Raw genomic sequence first — 15,927 nt, 5'->3', positions numbered from 1 at the left:
TAATAGATATCCTGCGCGATCGCCGGACTGGTCGCGCCATTCAATTCCCATGTCACACCGCCGCCATAAATCGCGGTGTTGGGGCATTCGGGCTCGCACGCCCCGCAATTGATGCACTCGCTCGTGATGACCGTCGCCATTTTGCTGATCCGACCTCAGTTAACTGGACTGATGCTGATTATCCCGACCTGGGAAAAATACCGCAAGGTAGCGGTGCGCCGTGACCATAACCGCTGCCAGTTTTCACTGTCAATGGAACCCTCATCGACGGTTGCTGCCTTGCGTCAGCAAACCGGTTTTGTAAGTATGCGTGACTGTACGTCCAGCCGCTGATCGCAATGTAGCGATGCCAAGGCTGCGACTCGGCTGACCTGGATCACTGGAGGAAAGTTCGGATGAAACGATTTGCAATTCTGCTCGGCGTCGTGGCCACGACGGGGTTTGTGACCGCGTGCGGGCCCGACATGAGGGTAATCAACAACGCCAGCGAGCGCGCGGAAGCGGCTGCGACCAAGGCGGAAGCATCGGCTAACTCGGCTGACGCGGCGGCCAATCAGGCGGCGACGGCTGCGTCGCAGGCCGAAGCTGCGGCGAGTGGCGCCGAAGACGCGGTCCGCCGCGCGAACGACGCGGTCTCCCGCCTCGAAGCCGCGTTCTCGACCTCGGTTACGAAGTAGTCGAATAAGTTTGAGTTGAGATTGGTGGCGGAAGGAGATTGCTCTTTCCGCCGCCGATTATCGCGTCGCTGCGATTCCATCTGAGCGGGCGCAGCGCTTCCGTGACCGTTTTTCTTCTTCCGATCCTTCCCGCGGCCGATTCTGTAAGATTCCCTTCCTTCGATCCTACTGATTCGAGGTTTCCTTAGCGCCCGGAGTCGCGCTGCGCAGGGCCTTCCGAACCCGCTCGCGGAGCGTGTCGTCGCGCTCGATCCGTCCCTCGAGCGATCTGAATTGCGCAATCGTGAGCCCTTGCGCGGCAGCCGCCTGGTCCGCCGTCATGTTGTGATCTTTCTGCATCGCCTTGTATGCGTTGGTGTACTTCTCGACCATCTTCGGCGGGACATCCTTGTCGTCATCGCTGCTGGGAATATCGCCCTGGACCTGGGTCGAAGCCGACGCCACGCCGAGTGAGAGCGGATTCGCCGGCGTCGATCGCGCCACCGTCGGATTCTCGCTCGCCTGAGTCAGCGACCACGCGCTCGACGCCGCCCCTGTCACCACGCAACTGATCGCGATTACCAATATTAATGCGCCCGCCCGCCGCAGCAGTGCCGGGTGACCGTTGTTTTCCACTCGTCTTTCCCTCTCCGAAGGACAATCGTTGGTCCTCCGACGACAATCCTTGCACGCTCCGCGCCGACAACAAAGAGCATCCCTCTTGCATTGCGCGCCGCGATGTTTAACTTAAGCTCGGTGTTCATGGCGTCGGTGTGGCGTTGTGCCGAACTGAATCCGCAAAATGTTAAGCGCCCACGATATTCGAGCCACGGCATCCAAGCTGCGCAAAAACAGCAGGGGACGAGCGCTCGCTGCGTTCGATTGTTGCTCGGTCGGCGTGGCGCGTTTTTCGGCGCATCCGCGATGGGAACGCCATCCGGCCGGCGGCGAGTTTTTGCAGGTCTTCGAGGGAGAACTTGATCTCACTCTTTTGACCGCCGACGGACCGATCGAAACGACGCTCCGTCCGGGCTCCGTTTTCGTCGTTCCGCGAGGACTGTGGCATTCGCCCCGCCCGCGCGGCGCGGTAACGTTGCTATACATCAGCAATACAGAAGGAACTGAAATCTCGAACGAAAGAGACCCGCGAATTCCAAACTGACTCAACGATCGAAAACCGCAACACGGAGATTTATAAAAGATGCCAGCCAAAACGGTTGAGCTGCACGAAAGAGCGCGGATCGGGATTGTCGCCGGCGCCAACATGGTGGCCGACGCGGCGCGCGTAACGCTTGGTCCAAAGGGCCGCAACGTGATGATCCAGCGCAGTTTCGGCGCTCCGCTCATCACCAAAGACGGCGTCACGGTGGTCAAGGAAATCGAATTCGAGAATCGCTTCGAGAACATGGGCGCCAAGCTGATTCGCGAAGTCGCGCAGAAAACTTCGGAGGTCGCCGGCGACGGCACTACCACCGCGACGGTGCTCGCGGGCGCGATCGTGCGCGAAGGAATCAAGCTGCTCGCGGCAGGGTTCCCGCCGATGGAACTGCGGCGCGGAATCGAAGCGGCCGTGCTCAAGGTTGTCGCGGAGATCAAGGAAATGTCGCGGCCAGTCAAGGATCACGAGCGGATGCTGCAGGTTGCCACCGTCTCCGCCAACGGCGATCGCGAGATCGGCAAGATCGTCGCCGACGCGATGGACAAGGTCGGCAAGGAAGGCGTCATCACGGTCGAGGAAGCGCGCGGACTCGACACCGTGCTCGATCACGTCGAGGGGATGCGCTTCGATCGCGGCTACCTGTCGCCCTACTTTGTCACCAACGCGGAGCGCCTTACGGCTGAGCTCGAAGAGCCGCTGATTCTTCTCCACGAAAAGAAAATTTCCAACCTGCGCGAGATCCTGCCGCTGCTCGAAAGCGTCGTGCAGACCGGCCGCCAATTGCTGGTGATCTCCGAAGACGTGGAGAGCGACGCGCTGGCCGCGTTGGTCGTGAACAAGCTGCGCGGCACGCTGAAGGTCGCCGCGGTGAAGGCCCCGGGCTTTGGCGACCGGCGCAAGGAGATGCTGCAGGATATCGCGATCCTGACCGGCGGCACTGTAATCGCGGAAGAACTCGGTACCAAAATCGAAAACATCAAGCTCGACGTGCTCGGCAAATGCAAGCGCGTCCTGATCGACAAGGACAACACCACGATCATCGGCGGCGCCGGCAAGAAGGCTGAGATCTCGGGACGAATCGAATTGATTCGCCGCCAGATCGAGGACACCACTTCCGACTACGATCGCGAAAAGCTCCAGGAGCGCCTCGCGAAACTCACCGGCGGAGTTGCGGTGATCAAAGTCGGCGCAGCGACCGAGGTCGAACTCAAGGAAAAAAAGGCGCGCGTCGATGACGCCGTGCATGCACTGCGGGCCGCCGTCGAAGAAGGCATTGTCGCTGGCGGAGGCGTCGCGCTGGTGCGCGCGATCGCGGCGGTCAAATCGCTTCGCCTCAACGAGAACCAGAAGGCCGGCGCGGATATCGTCGCCGCCGCGATATCCGAGCCGCTCAAGCAGATCGCACGCAACGCCGGCTTCGAGCCGCATATCGTGCTCAACGCCGTGCTCGAGGGCAAAGATAATTTCGGCTTCAACGCCGCGAGCGAGATCTATGAGGACCTGGTCAAGGCCGGCGTGATCGATCCGGCGAAGGTCGTGCGCTCGGCGCTCGAAAATGCGGCCAGCGCCGCCGCCCTGATGCTCACGACTGAGGCCGCGGTGGTCGAAGCCCCGAAGAAAGCATCCGGGGCGCCTGCGATGCCCGGCGGCGGCATGGGTGGAATGGGAGGCATGGGTGGTATGGGCGGAATGGGCGGCATGGGTGGTATGGGCGGCGGGATGGGCGATTATGGCGACGATTTCTAACCGCTCGTGCGGGCAGCATCAGTCGAGATACAGTTCGATCGAAAGAGGTTAAGGCACTGTTTCCTGTGAATAATCCTGTTTTCAACGGCATTAGTTGCATCCTGTTCACGGAACAATGTCTTGCATGGCGCTCCGAATTTATGAGACAAAGTTAGGGTCGTAATGCGGGTGTGGCGAATACCTCGGCCCCCGCGATTTCTAGGAGGAAGAGAATGGAAGGGTTACTGAGAAAATCTTCAAAACTGGTTGGACTCGCCGGGGCTGTGTTAGCCCTTTCGTTGCTCGCGGGATGCGCGTCGAACGAGCCGGACCCTGCACAGCGTGCGATCAACGCCGCGAACCGTGCCGATCAGGCCGCGTCGCGCGCTGAAGCCGCCAGCCAGAAGGCGCAGCAGGCAGCGGCGTCCGCACAGGCTGCTGCAAGCCGCGTAGAGCAGGCAGCCAGCGATGCGAAAGCGGCTGCGGACCGCGCCGAAGCGATCGCGTCGAAGACCATGTCGTCAGCGCCACGTCATCGCGCGGCACGCCGTCGTCGTCACAAGGCGGCTGAAGAATCAGGCGCGGCAGCGGGTGCAGCGGCTGGTTCCGAGGCAGGTGCGGCAGCAGGCGCAGCGGCTGGTTCCGAGGCTGGCGCAGCGGCAGGTGGTGCGACGGCTCCAGAGCCCGCTCCGGCTCCTGCTACCCCGTAAGTTAGCTTCGGTTTGAAAATCGAGGGCGGTTGCATCGCGCGACCGCCCTCGCCTTGACCCGATCTTCGCGGCTGGACCGAACCGGTCCGGCCTTTCAAGTTTCCAGATGAGATATCCGCGCTCGCGATCGATTTCAGCTCGCGAACGTAACGATCACCTTCAGCGACTCCGGCTTCTGCGCCGTCTCGAACGCCTCGGTAATCCGCTCCAGCGGAAATCGATGCGTCACCAGCTCACCCGCGTTGATCACTCCGCGCTCGACCAGTGACATCGCCTCGCGCGTTTCATCAGGTCCGCACGAATAGCTCGGTATCAGCCGCGTTTCATTGAAATAGAGATCGTGTGGCCTGACGACCAACTCGTCGTCCGGCGGTGTCGCCGTGAACTGCACGACCGTCGCGCCTTTGCCCGCCGCGGCGATTCCGGTGGCGATCGCCTTCGACGTCCCCGGCCCGACGATCACCACGTCGGCCATCGCGCCCTTGGTGATTTCCCGCACCTGCTCGATCAGATTATCGCCCGCAACCACGATTCCGCGGTCCGCGCCGAGTTCCACCGCGCGATTCGCTCGCGTATGAAACAGGTCGGCGCCGATGATCATCCCGGCGCCCATGTGCCGCGCGAGTTTCACGTGCATCATGCCCATGATGCCGAGGCCGATCACCAAAATCGTCTCGCCGTTCTTGAGGCTCGATCGCTTGAGCGACTTGACCACGCACGCCGCCGGCTCGATCAGCACTCCATCCGCGTCGGAAACCGAGTCCGGCAGCCGGAGCGTATCGCGCTGATTGTCCGCGCTGACCAGAAAATATTCAGCCATCCCGCCCGGACGGATATTCGTCGCGCGCCAGGTCGGACATTGCACGTATTCGCCGCGCCGGCACGCGCTGCATTGAAAGCACGGCGCATGATGATGCACGAACACGCGCTCCCCGCGTCTGAAATCGCGCACCAACGCGCCCGCCTCCTCGACTACGCCGACCGGCTCATGCCCGAGCACCAGCGGCGCCTTGCGCTTGATGTACCACGGCATGATGTCGCCCGAGCAGATGCCGCAGGCGCGCGCGCGCACCAGAATATCGTCGGGGCCGACCTCGGGCCGGACACTTTCCTCGACGCGGATATCACCGAAATCGTAGAGCCGAGCTACCTGCATAATCACTCTGGACGCGGATGAGACTAACTGGAACTTTGTGGTGCGCTACATCCGATGTCAATCTCACTCAGTCGCTGCGCGGACGGGGCGCGCGATGCGTGATTGCGCCGCCGATGATAGCATCGTCGTATGCCACGTCCTGAATGCCCACCGATCGCCGCCGACGTGATCGCCGAAATCGGCGACCGTATCGTTCTTATCGAGCGCAAGAATTTTCCGCATGGATGGGCCATCCCGGGCGGCTTCGTTGACTTCGGCGAGACCGTCGAACAGGCGGCGATCCGGGAGGCGCGCGAGGAAATTTCGCTCGAGGTCGATATCCGCGCCTTGCTCGGAATCTATTCGCGGCCTGAGCGCGATCCGCGCGGGCAAACGATCACGGTCGTCTATGTCGCCCGCGCGAGCGGATCGCCAATCGCCGCCGACGACGCGAAAAGCGTCGTGCTGATCGATCCGCGCCGTCCGCCGTCGCCGCTCGCTTTCGATCACGCCGAGATCCTCGCTGACTACGTGCGCTTTCTCGATACCGGGCAGTTCCCCGCGCCGTGGCGCGCCACTCGATGAATCGCTACAACTGCGCATCGCGCGAATAGCCGTTCGCCGCGCCGCTTCGTTTCGGTGTGCAACTCTGTTTTCGATTTGGTAGCGTGCCGATCGAAACGCGGGAGGCATCATCGCTGTGCGCATTGCATTGCTCGGACAGGCCGCATTCGCCGAAAAAGCACTCGAGGCGCTCTTAAAGCATGGCGACGAGATCGTCCACGTCTTCGCGCCGCCCGATCCCGCCGCCGGCAAGCCCGATCCGCTCGCGGCCAAAGCGCGCGAACTCGGCCTGCCGCTCAGCCAGCCCAAGTCCTTCAAGAAGGAAGAGGCCTACGAGCATTTCAAAACCCTCGACGCCGACCTCGCGATTCTCGCCTTCGTCACCCTGATCGTCCCGGAGCGCATCCTCTACACGCCGCGCTACAAATCGATCTGCTTCCATCCGTCGTTGCTGCCGCGCCGTCGCGGCGCCAGCGGAATCAACTGGGCGATTATCGAGGGCGACGCGGAGACCGGCGTTACCTGGTTCTGGCCCGATCAGGGTATCGACACCGGCCCGATCCTCGTTCAAAAGCGCGTCCCAATCGCCGACAGCGACACGGTCGGATCGATTTATTTCAACACGCTCTTTCCGATGGGTATCGACGCGATGATCGAAGCGGTCGATTTGATCAAGGCCGGCAATCCGCCCGCGATCGTCCAGGACGAAAGCAAGGCGACCTACGAAGCGCCGTGCCGCGACGAGCACGCGAAGATCGATTTCTCGAAGCCGGCGCGCGCCGTGTTCAACCTGATCCGCGGATGCGATCCGCAACCGGGCGCTTACGCGAGCCTCGGCGAGAAGCGACTCCGCCTCTACGACGTCGCGCTTTCGACGACGACCGAAACCGCCGCGCCTGGAACGATCGTTGCGATCGATTCCGCCGGAATGAAAATTGCCCTAAGCGGCGGATCGATCGTCGCGAAGCGCGCGCGAATCGATCCAAGTCCGAAAAAAGTTGCGCCCGCCGATCTCGCCGCATCAGGCGAGATCAGCGCCGGCGCCCACCTCACGTAACGGAATTCACGCATCGCGTCGTTGTTCCTCGACCAGTTCATTCGCTACACTCGGCTCGACGAAAACGCTCGCGCCGAATCTTTTGCGGGGCGAGCGATCAACACCCGGCTGGATTCGACCAGCGGGCGGCGGGGAGGTCGAGTGGGATGCGATTATGCATCGGCACTTCCAAGGGCATCGTGATTCTGGATGCTGCGCGCGGCACCCCACTGATGGTGCTCGCCGACCCGTCGGCAGTCTGGTGCATGGCGCAGGACAGCGCCGACCCCAATCTAATCTACGCCGGCTCGACCTCGCACATCCGCGGCCGCGGCACGCTCGCGCGCTCGGCTGACGGCGGGCGCACCTGGGGCGATATCACGCCGACCCTCGCGCGCGAAGAAGAAGTCTGGGCGCTGGCCGCGTCGCCGGCAGTCAAGGATCGCCTCTTCATCGGCACCTCTCACGCGCGTCTCTTCCGCAGCGACGACCGCGGCCGGATGTTCAAGGAATGCGACGGCTTCCTCAAAATTCCGGGGCGCGACCGCTGGACGTTTCCGCCGCCGCCGCACATTCCGCACGTGCGTTCGATCGCTTTCGATCCGCGCGAGCCCGCCACGATGTACATCGGCGTCGAGGAGGGCGGCGTTTTTCGATCGCGCGACGGCGGCGCCACGTTCGAGGTTCTCAACGAAGGCCTTTACTGGGACGTTCACACGGTGGCCGTCGATCCCCGCGACTCGCGCCGCCTCTATGCCACCACTGGCGGTGGATTCTATCGATCGGTGAACGCGGGCAAATCCTGGGAGCGCGTGATGCACGGGATGAATCGCAGCTACACCATCCCGCTACTGGTGCATCGCGCCGACAACGAAACCATTTTCACCGCGGCTGCCGCGGGTCCTCCGCCGACCTGGTCCACGCGACCGTCGGGCGCCGATGCGATCATGTTCCGCAGCGACGATCGCGGCGACAGCTTCGAGCCTTTGCCGCTCGACCATGGGTTTGGGCGCGGGATGGTGATGCGATTCAAACCCGATCCGGAGCAGGGCGGCTTCTTCGCCGTCAGCAGTGACGGCCAGGTGATGCGCGCCTCCCCCGATGGCGCCACGCTCGCCATCGTCGCCGACAAACTCCCCCCCGCCTACGACCTCGCCGCCATCCCATGAGGAGTGTCGAAAAACTAATCGAATGTCAGTTCGAGTCTCTCCGGTTTACGCGGCCCGTTCCGGGAACATCTCACGTTGCTTTGCAGGTCGCAGGTCGCTCGCAGGCAAGAGCGCAGATATAGCGTCCGCCGGTACGTTAGCGAGCTCTTTCGGTTCCATCTTGTAGAGTCCGCCTCCATAGACCCGACCTTCACCTAGAAGGACTTCGGGCGGGATTGAATCTAGGAACTCCCATACCCGCCGCGCCAGCTCCGGGACGCGCTCGATCGCTTTTGCCAGCGCCGGAATCGGATACAGCATCAGATAGACATTTGCCGCCGTCGCCTGTGAACGGTTGAGGATGAATCGAAAAGGTTTCTCCCGCTTGGCGATGCCGCGGCCCATGTACGTGCAAACGAACGGCGCAGGCGGCCGGTTTTCCTGCGAATACCAGGGACTTCGACGGCTGCACAAATAGGTGTCGGACACTTTTGGCTTGCCTGTTTTCAGATAGGCCCAGAGGCTCGGAAAGCGCGCACGGACCTGATCTTCCGGCAGCCGACAATCGAGGATGAATTGTTGCCGTTCAACCTTGGGTGTCCCGTCTGCCTCTGCCTCGATCACGTCTGCGGGAAGATAGCGCGGTCCCGGTAAAATCGGCTTGAAAAATTCACGAGGTAGATTGCGCGACTCGATCTCGGCTCGCGACAAAATAAAAAACCGATTGTTCCCCGTGGCGAGGCCGCGCTTGATCGAGAAGAAATCGGTGAGCCGAAGCCCTTCGGTTGTCTCCTTCAGTCCCCCCGCCGCTAAGCCCGTCCATTTCCGCAGATTTTGTAGCGCCGTGACTGACACAAGCCGGGAGTGGATCGGATGCGAGAGCGTCCCCCCGTAACTAAATTCCACGTCGTGCCGTGCCTGCGGCCGCCGCTTGCGAAACCACACCACCGCCGAAGATACAAGCGCATCCCCAAATTGCAACTCGTTTGGATCGAATCGGTGAATCCGCAACAACTCGACTTCATGCAGGAGATAGCGTTTCACCGGACCGCCATAGTTAACGTCCATGAACTCGCTGGGCACCAGCCATCCTGCAATTCCGTCGTCTGCCAACCACGCATGCGCGAGGCCCAGAAAATAGCAATACAGACCAGCCAGGCCTCCCATGCGCACGCCGCACGCGGCTGTCGTAGCGGCTTGCAGGCGGCCCTTTTCACTCGCTCCCATGTGGTGATGCCGAACGTAAGGGGGGTTGCATACCACGAGGTTGAAGCGTTCCCGCGGCGCGGGCGGCTTCATGGCGGTGAAATCGCCGATCTCGATCTCGAGGGCGTGATTGCGCCATAGCTCTTGCGCCGCAATACCGTAGTGCGGATCAATCTCGATTCCGGTTGCCTTCTGGAGCCGTTCGGCCGGGAAGTAGCGCGTGAGCGCCGCGTAAAAGGATCCCGTGCCAAATGCGGGATCTAGGAACCTCACGTTCGCATCTTCCGGCAGTAACGTGCGCGCGTGTGTCAGAACATCAGAAGCAAGTGTCGTCGGCGTCGCGAACTGGCCGAGGCGGTTGCGTTCCTTCTGCGTTTTGCGGCCGTCGAGATCGTGTTGGAGGGCGACTCGGCGTGCTTCGATTGCAGTCAGAGCGTCCATTCTTACAACCCGAACTCTGCGAGCTCATCGATCCGATGTTCCCACACCCAATCAATGCCTTCTGCCGCCTCGTATCCAAGATAACCGCTATCGAAATATCCACACAGGAACAGGATGAAGCGAACCTTCGCACCGTAGGTGACTCGCAGTTGAGTCATTTTGGCCGCCTCTTCCTTGCGCCGCTTGTTCACGTTAGTGAAGTCGCCCGCCGATTTAGCCTCGATTAGAAGCGGCAGGTCACCGGCCTTGCCCCTCTTCGGCATGACGACGGTGTCGACCGGGATGTTGATCGTTTTCGTTCCCTCGGGGCCTTGCCGCTTCACAGGTACGTTCAGGCGGAAGCCGAATGTCCCAGGCGGCATCGCGTCAAACATAATCTTTGGAGGTAAAGCCCGGTAGCCGCGCATCTGTAGCCACGCGCCAATCGCCGCAAGCTGACGTTTCTCTTGCGCATTGCGGATGATCGGATTGGCGACGGCTCCGCACAGGCGATCAGCGACGATGGTCGCCGCACGATGTATCTCAGGTTCGCTTGCGGCACCACGTCGGCCAAGCCACACAAAAATGTCCGGATCGGCCATTCGTTCAATAATGCTGCCAATCCGATCGAGATCTCTCTCAAGCAACGTGGCGTTCATGCGTTGCGGAATCGTGCCTCTCTCCATACAGCCGACCAAGTTTCGTGAAATCCCTGCGAGGCCGATCAACCGGTCGACCGCTAGTGGCGGGCAGGTCGCCATACGCAATGTCGGGAGCACACCAGGTTCCCGCCTTAGCACGGCCGGGCTGACATCCGTCAGGTTTGCCGTTTTCGCCAGCGTCGATTCAACGTCCTCGGTTGTCTTGATTCGTGTTTTGCGGTACGCGGAGGGAGCGAACTTTATAAACCAATCATTGTACATATCGACCGAACGAAGAATATCGGCCTTCCAGCGATCTGGCTTTGTCCTGTTTACACCTGGGTTGCGATCGGCAGTCGGCACGCTGGGTCTCGACCTTGGAGTTTAGTATGTGCCTAAAGCACTCGCATAGCGCTGACTACATCTTTTTCTCTAGCTCTAGCAAGAAGATCGACGAGAGTGCTCAAATGAGGCACCAGCCAGCGTCCCTACCTTAGCTCGACGGGGGTTTGGCCTTCGATCACCTTCTTCGCGAGGATTGCGACCGTCGAGCGCGGCGCGAGGCGCGTAGCATTCGCGCGCACCCAGTTGAACCATCCCGAGATCACGCTCGGCTGCTTGCCCAATGCGTCGAACGTGACGCGCACGACATTCTCCGCCGGCTCCCCGTGATCGGGCCCGACGTTCTCGCCCGCCACCGATTGAAACTCGGTCTTCGTCGGCCCCGGCTCGATCACGATCGCGTCGATACCGGTGCCGCGCAGTTCGCCCCATAGCGCTTCGCCGAGCAGCAGGTCGAAGCCCTTGGTTGCACTATAGACCGCGTGCAGCGGCAGCGGCTGGCGTCCCGCGACGCTGCCGACTATCACCACCGCGCCGCGCCCCCGCTGCACCATCGTGGGCAGAATCCGGCTGGTCAGCACCACCGGCGCGAGGCAATTGACGATCACCATCGCGCGCAGCCGCTCGGTCGCGAGCTTGTCGAACCGGCCCGCGTAACCGAAGCCCGCGTTGTTCACGAGAAATGCGATCGGCAGGTCCGCGACCGCGTCGGCCAGGCGGTCGGCGCCGTCGGGCTCGGCCAGGTCGGCGGCGACGACGCGCGTCTCGATTCGGTACTGCCGCTTCAATTCGTCGGCGAGGCTGTTGAGGCGATCCTCGCGCCGCGCCGTCAGCACGATCGACATGCCCTCGCGCGCCAGCCCGCGCGCAAATTCGAGCCCAATTCCCGCCGAAGCGCCGGTCACCAGCGCCCATTCCCCGTATTTCTCCCGAAACTTGTATCCGCTGGTCGCCATCGCAAATCCCTCCGGGTCGTCCGGTCAAGCCCTGATGTACACCGCCTGATTCGTCGAGGCGACCCCAAGCCGCTCAAGGCGATATGATGCGCGATTGACAGAGCGCGAAGAAAAAGCGAAGATGACGAGGCTGCCGTCATGAACACCGCCGCCAGACTGCCGCTCTATTCGCCTCCCGCCGCGGATTTGCCCCGGATCCGGGACGTCGAGTTCGTCGAGATGCCCGTCCGCACCATCCTCAATCGATGCGACAGTCCGCGGATGCCGTTCCGCTGGACGATCAACCCGTATCGCGGCTGCGAGTTCGGATGCGTCTATTGTTACGCGCGCTACACCCACGAATTCCTCGAACTGCGCGATCCGATGGACTTCGAGCGGCGCATCTTCGTCAAGCGGATGGCGGCCGAAGTGCTCGGGCGCACGCTTTCGCGGACGCCAATCGGCACCGACGCGATCGCAATCGGCACCGCGACCGATCCGTATCAACCGGCCGAGCGCAAGTACGGGCTCACGCGCTCGATGCTCGAGGTGTTCGCGCAACTGCCGGGCCTCAATCTCTCGATCACGACCAAATCGGGCCTCATCACGCGCGACCTGGAGTTGCTGAAAAAGATCAATCGGCGCTCGAAACTGTCGGTGAATTTTTCGCTGATCACGCTCGATCGCAAGCTGCAGCGCGTCCTGGAGCCGCGCGCGCCGCGGCCCGGATTGCGGCTCCGCGCGCTGTTTGAGCTGTCGCGCGCGAATATCCGATGCAACCTGCTGATGATGCCGGTGATTCCTGCTATCAGCGACGATCCCGCCGGAATCGAAAACGTTATCCGCGCCGCGCAAAAGGCGGGCGCAAGCGCCGTCTGGTGGCGTCCGCTATTTCTGAAGCCGGCGGCGGCGCGCCGATTTCTCCCGTTCGTCAAGGAGCGATTCCCGCATCTGGCGGATCGTGTCGACATGTTTTACGGCCACGCCGAGTACGTACCGCAGGCGTACGACGATCGGATGCGCAGGATTTTCGATCGGATTCGGCGCCGCTACGGATTTCCGATCACGCACGAACCCGACGGTCCGCAACCGCCGATCCATGCGGACCCGCCGCGCCAATTGAGCCTGATTTAACCGCGTTTTCTGGCAGCTTCTGCAAAGCTAGAAGAACCATCCGTTCTCCGCCGGGGGTCCGAATAGCGCGCCGACGAAGCGCTCGAGCGCGAAGTTGATTTTGATCAGCACGTGATCGGAGCCCGGCGTCAATCCGAAGCCCGGACCGACGCTGTACTCGATTCCGCGCGGCAACTCGCCCCACACCACCGGAAAGATGTAGTGCTGCTGCTCGGCGATCGGATCGCTATCGTCGATATGCCCGATTCCGCCGTAAAATTCGACGCCGGGAGAAATCCGCCGCATCCAGCGATAGTAGGCGCCGCAGGCGTAGCCGAACTCGAAGCCCTTGTTTTTTTCGGGGCCGGTAAAAATTGGTTTCTCGAACTTGGGATTGGCGACGAACGAGAAGCGGCCGATATCCTTCTCGATGATCGGGCGCAGTTCCAGCTCGAGCTCGCTCTCGTCGAATTGCAATTGATGCCATTCGAGCTCGATGTACCAGCCGAGATTCACCGGCAGCACGCCTTCGTCGAAGAACCTGCCGCGCAAGCGATACTTCGAGCCGGCGTATTTGAGTCCCTGGCCGGAGCCCAATCCGACATTGACGTAGGCCGCTGCCTCGATTCGATCCGTCAGCCCATACGTCAGCTCGTACTGGTTGTACCAATAGTCCTGGCTCTTCGTCGCACCCGGCGCGGTGCCGTTATCGGGCTGGCTGTGGCCGTTGGCGACGACCGCGTTGTCGGTCTCGAGCTCGACCATCCCGCGACCGAGCGTCCGATACGGGTAAACTTCGAACTCCCACGGGTCGACCTGCGCCGCGGCATTGCGGGCAGCGGTCAGGATCAGCATCGCCGCGATAAGCAGCGGCCATTTCATCGTTGGAGCACGCACGATTGAGGGCATTCTGTTTTTCGACCCGGCTGGCAATTCGTAATTGAGAATAATTCTCAATATCGTTAATCCCCCCGCGCTTGTCAAGCCAGCTAGCTCGATGGAAATGCGGTCAGTGATGGTGACGCCGGTGTACTGACTGCTGCGGCCAAGGCAAAATGATCTCTCACAGCCAGCCGCGGACCTTGAACCATATCAACGGGACGATCGCGCTCAGCGCGATCAGCGCCAGCCCATACGGATATCCCCACGACCAGCCATATTCAGGGATGAACTTGAAGTTCATCCCGTAGATGCTCGCGACTAACGTCGGCGGCACTCCCACCACCGACACGACCGTGAGCACCTTGATGATGTTGTTCTGCTCGATGTTGATCAGCCCCAGGGTGGCGTCGAGCAGCAACTGCACCTTGTTGTTGAGATGACCGTCGTAGTCGCTGAGCGAGGCGACGTCGCGCCGAATCGTGCGGAGCCGCTGGCTTGCTTCGGCGGGAATCCAGTCGGCGCCGGCGCCCATCACATACGGCGCGATTCGCCCGATCCCGAGCAGGCTGTCGCGAATCTTGGAAGTGAGATCGGCGTTGCGTCCGATCCGGCGCAGGATTTCGCGGAGGCTCGCACCTTCGCGCGACGGCGAATGATTGCTGGTCGCCGTGCTGACTTCGTTGCGAAAAATCCGCTGAGCTACGCTGTCGAGCGCCGCCGCCACCAGCTCCAGCACGTCGGCCATCCGATCGACGATCGCGTCGAGCAGGCCGACGAAGATCATCGTGCTGGTGCGGCTCGCGGCGGTGGCTTTCGCCGAATGCTCGACGTAGGTGCTCAAGGCCGTCAGCGCCTGGAACCGCACCGTGATCAACCGCTCGCGCGTCAGCACGAACCCGACCGGCGTGGTGCGCGGATCGTTGGCGTCGGCGCGGAATACGATCGGCGTGCTGAGATAGAGCGCCCCGGCTTCGCTGAAAAGCCGGCTCGAACTTTCGATCTCGCTCAGTTCGTCGAGCGTCGGCACGTGCAATCCGGTCGCGCGTTCGACAAAGCTCGTCTCGGCCGCATCGGGACTCAGCATGTCGATCCATATCGCGTCGTCGGGCATGGTCGCGGCGGTGAGGTCGGCGATGATTTCTTTCTGACTGGTCGAGCTGTGGAGAGTAAGCATGATCACCTGTGCGAGGGTCCAGGCACCCCGCTAACGTTGAGCGAGCACGGACGCCGCGTGTCATCGGATGCTACCTCAAGCGCCGCGATCCTGGCCAAGCCGCGGGCGCAAATCGGCTTGATTTAATCGCCGCGGGCGGCGTAGAGGTGATCAACTACGCGCGCGGAGGTCGTTATGCTGACTGAACAGGAACGCCAATTTCTCGACATGCTCGCCAAGACTCCCTTGCCGATGGACCCGATGGGACTGCGAGGGGCGCTCGAAAGTTTCGCACCGATGATGAATCAGAATCTGCCGGCGATCGGCGCGATTCATGATGACGTCGAGATCCGTCCGGGGCTTAAGGCCGACGTAGCGGTGCCGAAAGGCAGCGGACCGCATCCGGTGGTCGTGTATCTTCACGGCGGCGGATGGGTCGCGGGCAGTCCAAAGACTCATCGCAAGCTCGGGATGCAATTCGCGGAGGCCGGCTTTCTCACGATCAACGTCGATTACCGGCTTGCGCCGGAGCATCCGTTCCCGGCGCCGCTCGACGATTGCATCTTCGCGGTGAAGTGGGCGGGCGAGAATGCGCAGCGATGGAACGGCGACGCGTCGCGGCTTGCGGTGGGCGGTGATTCGGCCGGCGGCAATCTCACTGCGGCAACGGTTACCTCGCTCGCAGCGGAAACTTACAGCGGCTCCAAGCCGAAAGCGGCGGTCTTGATTTACGGCGTGTTCGATTTTCCGGCGGTGATCAAGCGCTCCGCCGACCCGACCGCGATCGAAGGGATGGCCAAGGCGTATGCCGGCGCCGCCGGCTATCCGGCGAATCTCGACAACCCGCGCATCAGCCCGATCAAGGCCGTCAAGGCAGGCGCGATGCCGCCGTGTTTCGTCGTGTGCGGCACGGCCGACGAGCTGCTGCCGGAATCGAACACGATCGCGGACGCGCTGAAGCGCGCCGACATCCGCCACGAGCTGCACATCATCGAGGACATGCCGCACGGCTTTCTCCAGATGGACAATCTCAGCGGATGCCGAGAGGCGCAATCGCGGATGTTTGCATTTTTGCGCAAGACGCTCTGATTGCTCGCCGCGT

General features: G+C 62.0%; 16 protein-coding genes. 8 read left to right on the top strand and 8 right to left on the bottom strand.

Annotation, left to right across the window (positions count from 1 at the left end; genetic code table 11):
• Positions 1 to 140, bottom strand: a 140-nt coding sequence (locus Q7S58_RS22125; protein ID WP_370655455.1) for a 4Fe-4S binding protein, incomplete at its 3' end; no start/stop codon positions are given.
• A 255-nt stretch (positions 141 to 395) separates the two neighbouring features.
• Between Q7S58_RS22125 and Q7S58_RS07980 the strand changes: the two genes are divergently transcribed.
• The gene (locus Q7S58_RS07980; RefSeq protein ID WP_304823157.1) at positions 396 to 677 is read left to right on the top strand and encodes a hypothetical protein; all 282 of its coding nucleotides are present in this window, start codon (positions 396 to 398) and stop codon (positions 675 to 677) included.
• Positions 678 to 842: 165 nt separating this feature from the next.
• Here Q7S58_RS07980 and Q7S58_RS07975 read toward each other — a convergent pair whose 3' ends face one another.
• Complete coding sequence (locus Q7S58_RS07975) at positions 843 to 1,292, bottom strand: hypothetical protein (RefSeq protein WP_304823154.1); 450 nt, start codon at positions 1,290 to 1,292, stop codon at positions 843 to 845.
• 166 nt (positions 1,293 to 1,458) lie between these two features.
• On the opposite strand from Q7S58_RS07975, the gene Q7S58_RS22120 reads away from it, so the two are divergent.
• Together Q7S58_RS22120 and groL are read left to right on the top strand one after the other, a co-directional pair.
• Positions 1,459 to 1,818 (top strand): cupin domain-containing protein, encoded by a 360-nt coding sequence (locus Q7S58_RS22120; RefSeq protein ID WP_370655481.1) that lies wholly within the window; start codon positions 1,459 to 1,461, stop codon positions 1,816 to 1,818.
• Positions 1,819 to 1,857: 39 nt separating this feature from the next.
• Positions 1,858 to 3,561, top strand: a complete 1,704-nt coding sequence (gene groL / locus Q7S58_RS07970) for a chaperonin GroEL (protein WP_304823151.1) — start codon at positions 1,858 to 1,860, stop codon at positions 3,559 to 3,561.
• A gap of 822 nt (positions 3,562 to 4,383) precedes the next feature.
• Here the strand turns inward: groL and Q7S58_RS07965 are convergent.
• A complete protein-coding gene (locus Q7S58_RS07965; protein ID WP_304823148.1) occupies positions 4,384 to 5,406 on the bottom strand; it encodes an alcohol dehydrogenase catalytic domain-containing protein in 1,023 nt (340 codons plus the stop codon).
• Positions 5,407 to 5,535: 129 nt separating this feature from the next.
• Between Q7S58_RS07965 and Q7S58_RS07960 the strand changes: the two genes are divergently transcribed.
• The 3 genes from Q7S58_RS07960 to Q7S58_RS07950 all read left to right on the top strand — a co-directional run bounded on the left by Q7S58_RS07960 (position 5,536) and on the right by Q7S58_RS07950 (position 8,154).
• Positions 5,536 to 5,970, top strand: a complete 435-nt coding sequence (locus tag Q7S58_RS07960; RefSeq protein ID WP_304823144.1) for an NUDIX hydrolase — start codon at positions 5,536 to 5,538, stop codon at positions 5,968 to 5,970.
• Between the two features lie 115 nt (positions 5,971 to 6,085).
• Positions 6,086 to 7,006 carry a methionyl-tRNA formyltransferase gene (locus tag Q7S58_RS07955; RefSeq protein ID WP_304823141.1) on the top strand — a complete coding sequence of 307 codons (921 nt, stop codon included), beginning with the start codon at positions 6,086 to 6,088 and terminating at the stop codon, positions 7,004 to 7,006.
• Positions 7,007 to 7,152: 146 nt separating this feature from the next.
• Positions 7,153 to 8,154 carry a hypothetical protein gene (locus Q7S58_RS07950; RefSeq protein WP_304823138.1) on the top strand — a complete coding sequence of 334 codons (1,002 nt, stop codon included), beginning with the start codon at positions 7,153 to 7,155 and terminating at the stop codon, positions 8,152 to 8,154.
• Positions 8,155 to 8,199: 45 nt separating this feature from the next.
• Here the strand turns inward: Q7S58_RS07950 and Q7S58_RS07945 are convergent, their stop codons facing one another.
• The 3 genes from Q7S58_RS07945 to Q7S58_RS07935 form a co-directional block, all read right to left on the bottom strand.
• The gene (locus Q7S58_RS07945) at positions 8,200 to 9,780 is read right to left on the bottom strand and encodes an N-6 DNA methylase (protein WP_304823136.1); all 1,581 of its coding nucleotides are present in this window, start codon (positions 9,778 to 9,780) and stop codon (positions 8,200 to 8,202) included.
• 2 nt (positions 9,781 to 9,782) lie between these two features.
• Positions 9,783 to 10,682, bottom strand: a complete 900-nt coding sequence (locus Q7S58_RS07940) for a XamI family restriction endonuclease (RefSeq protein WP_370655482.1) — start codon at positions 10,680 to 10,682, stop codon at positions 9,783 to 9,785.
• A 206-nt stretch (positions 10,683 to 10,888) separates the two neighbouring features.
• On the bottom strand, positions 10,889 to 11,698 hold the full coding sequence (locus Q7S58_RS07935; RefSeq protein ID WP_304823130.1) for an SDR family oxidoreductase: 810 nt from the start codon (positions 11,696 to 11,698) through the stop codon (positions 10,889 to 10,891).
• A gap of 138 nt (positions 11,699 to 11,836) precedes the next feature.
• On the opposite strand from Q7S58_RS07935, the gene Q7S58_RS07930 reads away from it, so the two are divergent.
• Positions 11,837 to 12,811, top strand: a complete 975-nt coding sequence (locus Q7S58_RS07930) for a radical SAM protein (protein ID WP_304823127.1) — start codon at positions 11,837 to 11,839, stop codon at positions 12,809 to 12,811.
• 27 nt (positions 12,812 to 12,838) lie between these two features.
• Here the strand turns inward: Q7S58_RS07930 and Q7S58_RS07925 are convergent, their stop codons facing one another.
• Both Q7S58_RS07925 and Q7S58_RS07920 read right to left on the bottom strand, forming a co-directional pair.
• The gene (locus Q7S58_RS07925) at positions 12,839 to 13,672 is read right to left on the bottom strand and encodes a hypothetical protein (RefSeq protein ID WP_304823124.1); all 834 of its coding nucleotides are present in this window, start codon (positions 13,670 to 13,672) and stop codon (positions 12,839 to 12,841) included.
• 181 nt (positions 13,673 to 13,853) lie between these two features.
• Positions 13,854 to 14,846, bottom strand: a complete 993-nt coding sequence (locus tag Q7S58_RS07920) for a magnesium transporter CorA family protein (RefSeq protein WP_304823121.1) — start codon at positions 14,844 to 14,846, stop codon at positions 13,854 to 13,856.
• Positions 14,847 to 15,020: 174 nt separating this feature from the next.
• On the opposite strand from Q7S58_RS07920, the gene Q7S58_RS07915 reads away from it, so the two are divergent.
• Positions 15,021 to 15,914: an alpha/beta hydrolase gene (locus Q7S58_RS07915; RefSeq protein ID WP_304823117.1), complete on the top strand. Its 894-nt coding sequence runs from the start codon at positions 15,021 to 15,023 to the stop codon at positions 15,912 to 15,914.
• The last annotated feature ends 13 nt before the right edge of the window (positions 15,915 to 15,927 follow it).

Source organism: Candidatus Binatus sp., assembly GCF_030646925.1.
Taxonomy (GTDB): Bacteria; Desulfobacterota; Binatia; order Binatales; family Binataceae; genus Binatus.
This window is presented reverse-complemented; position numbering and strand designations above follow the sequence as displayed.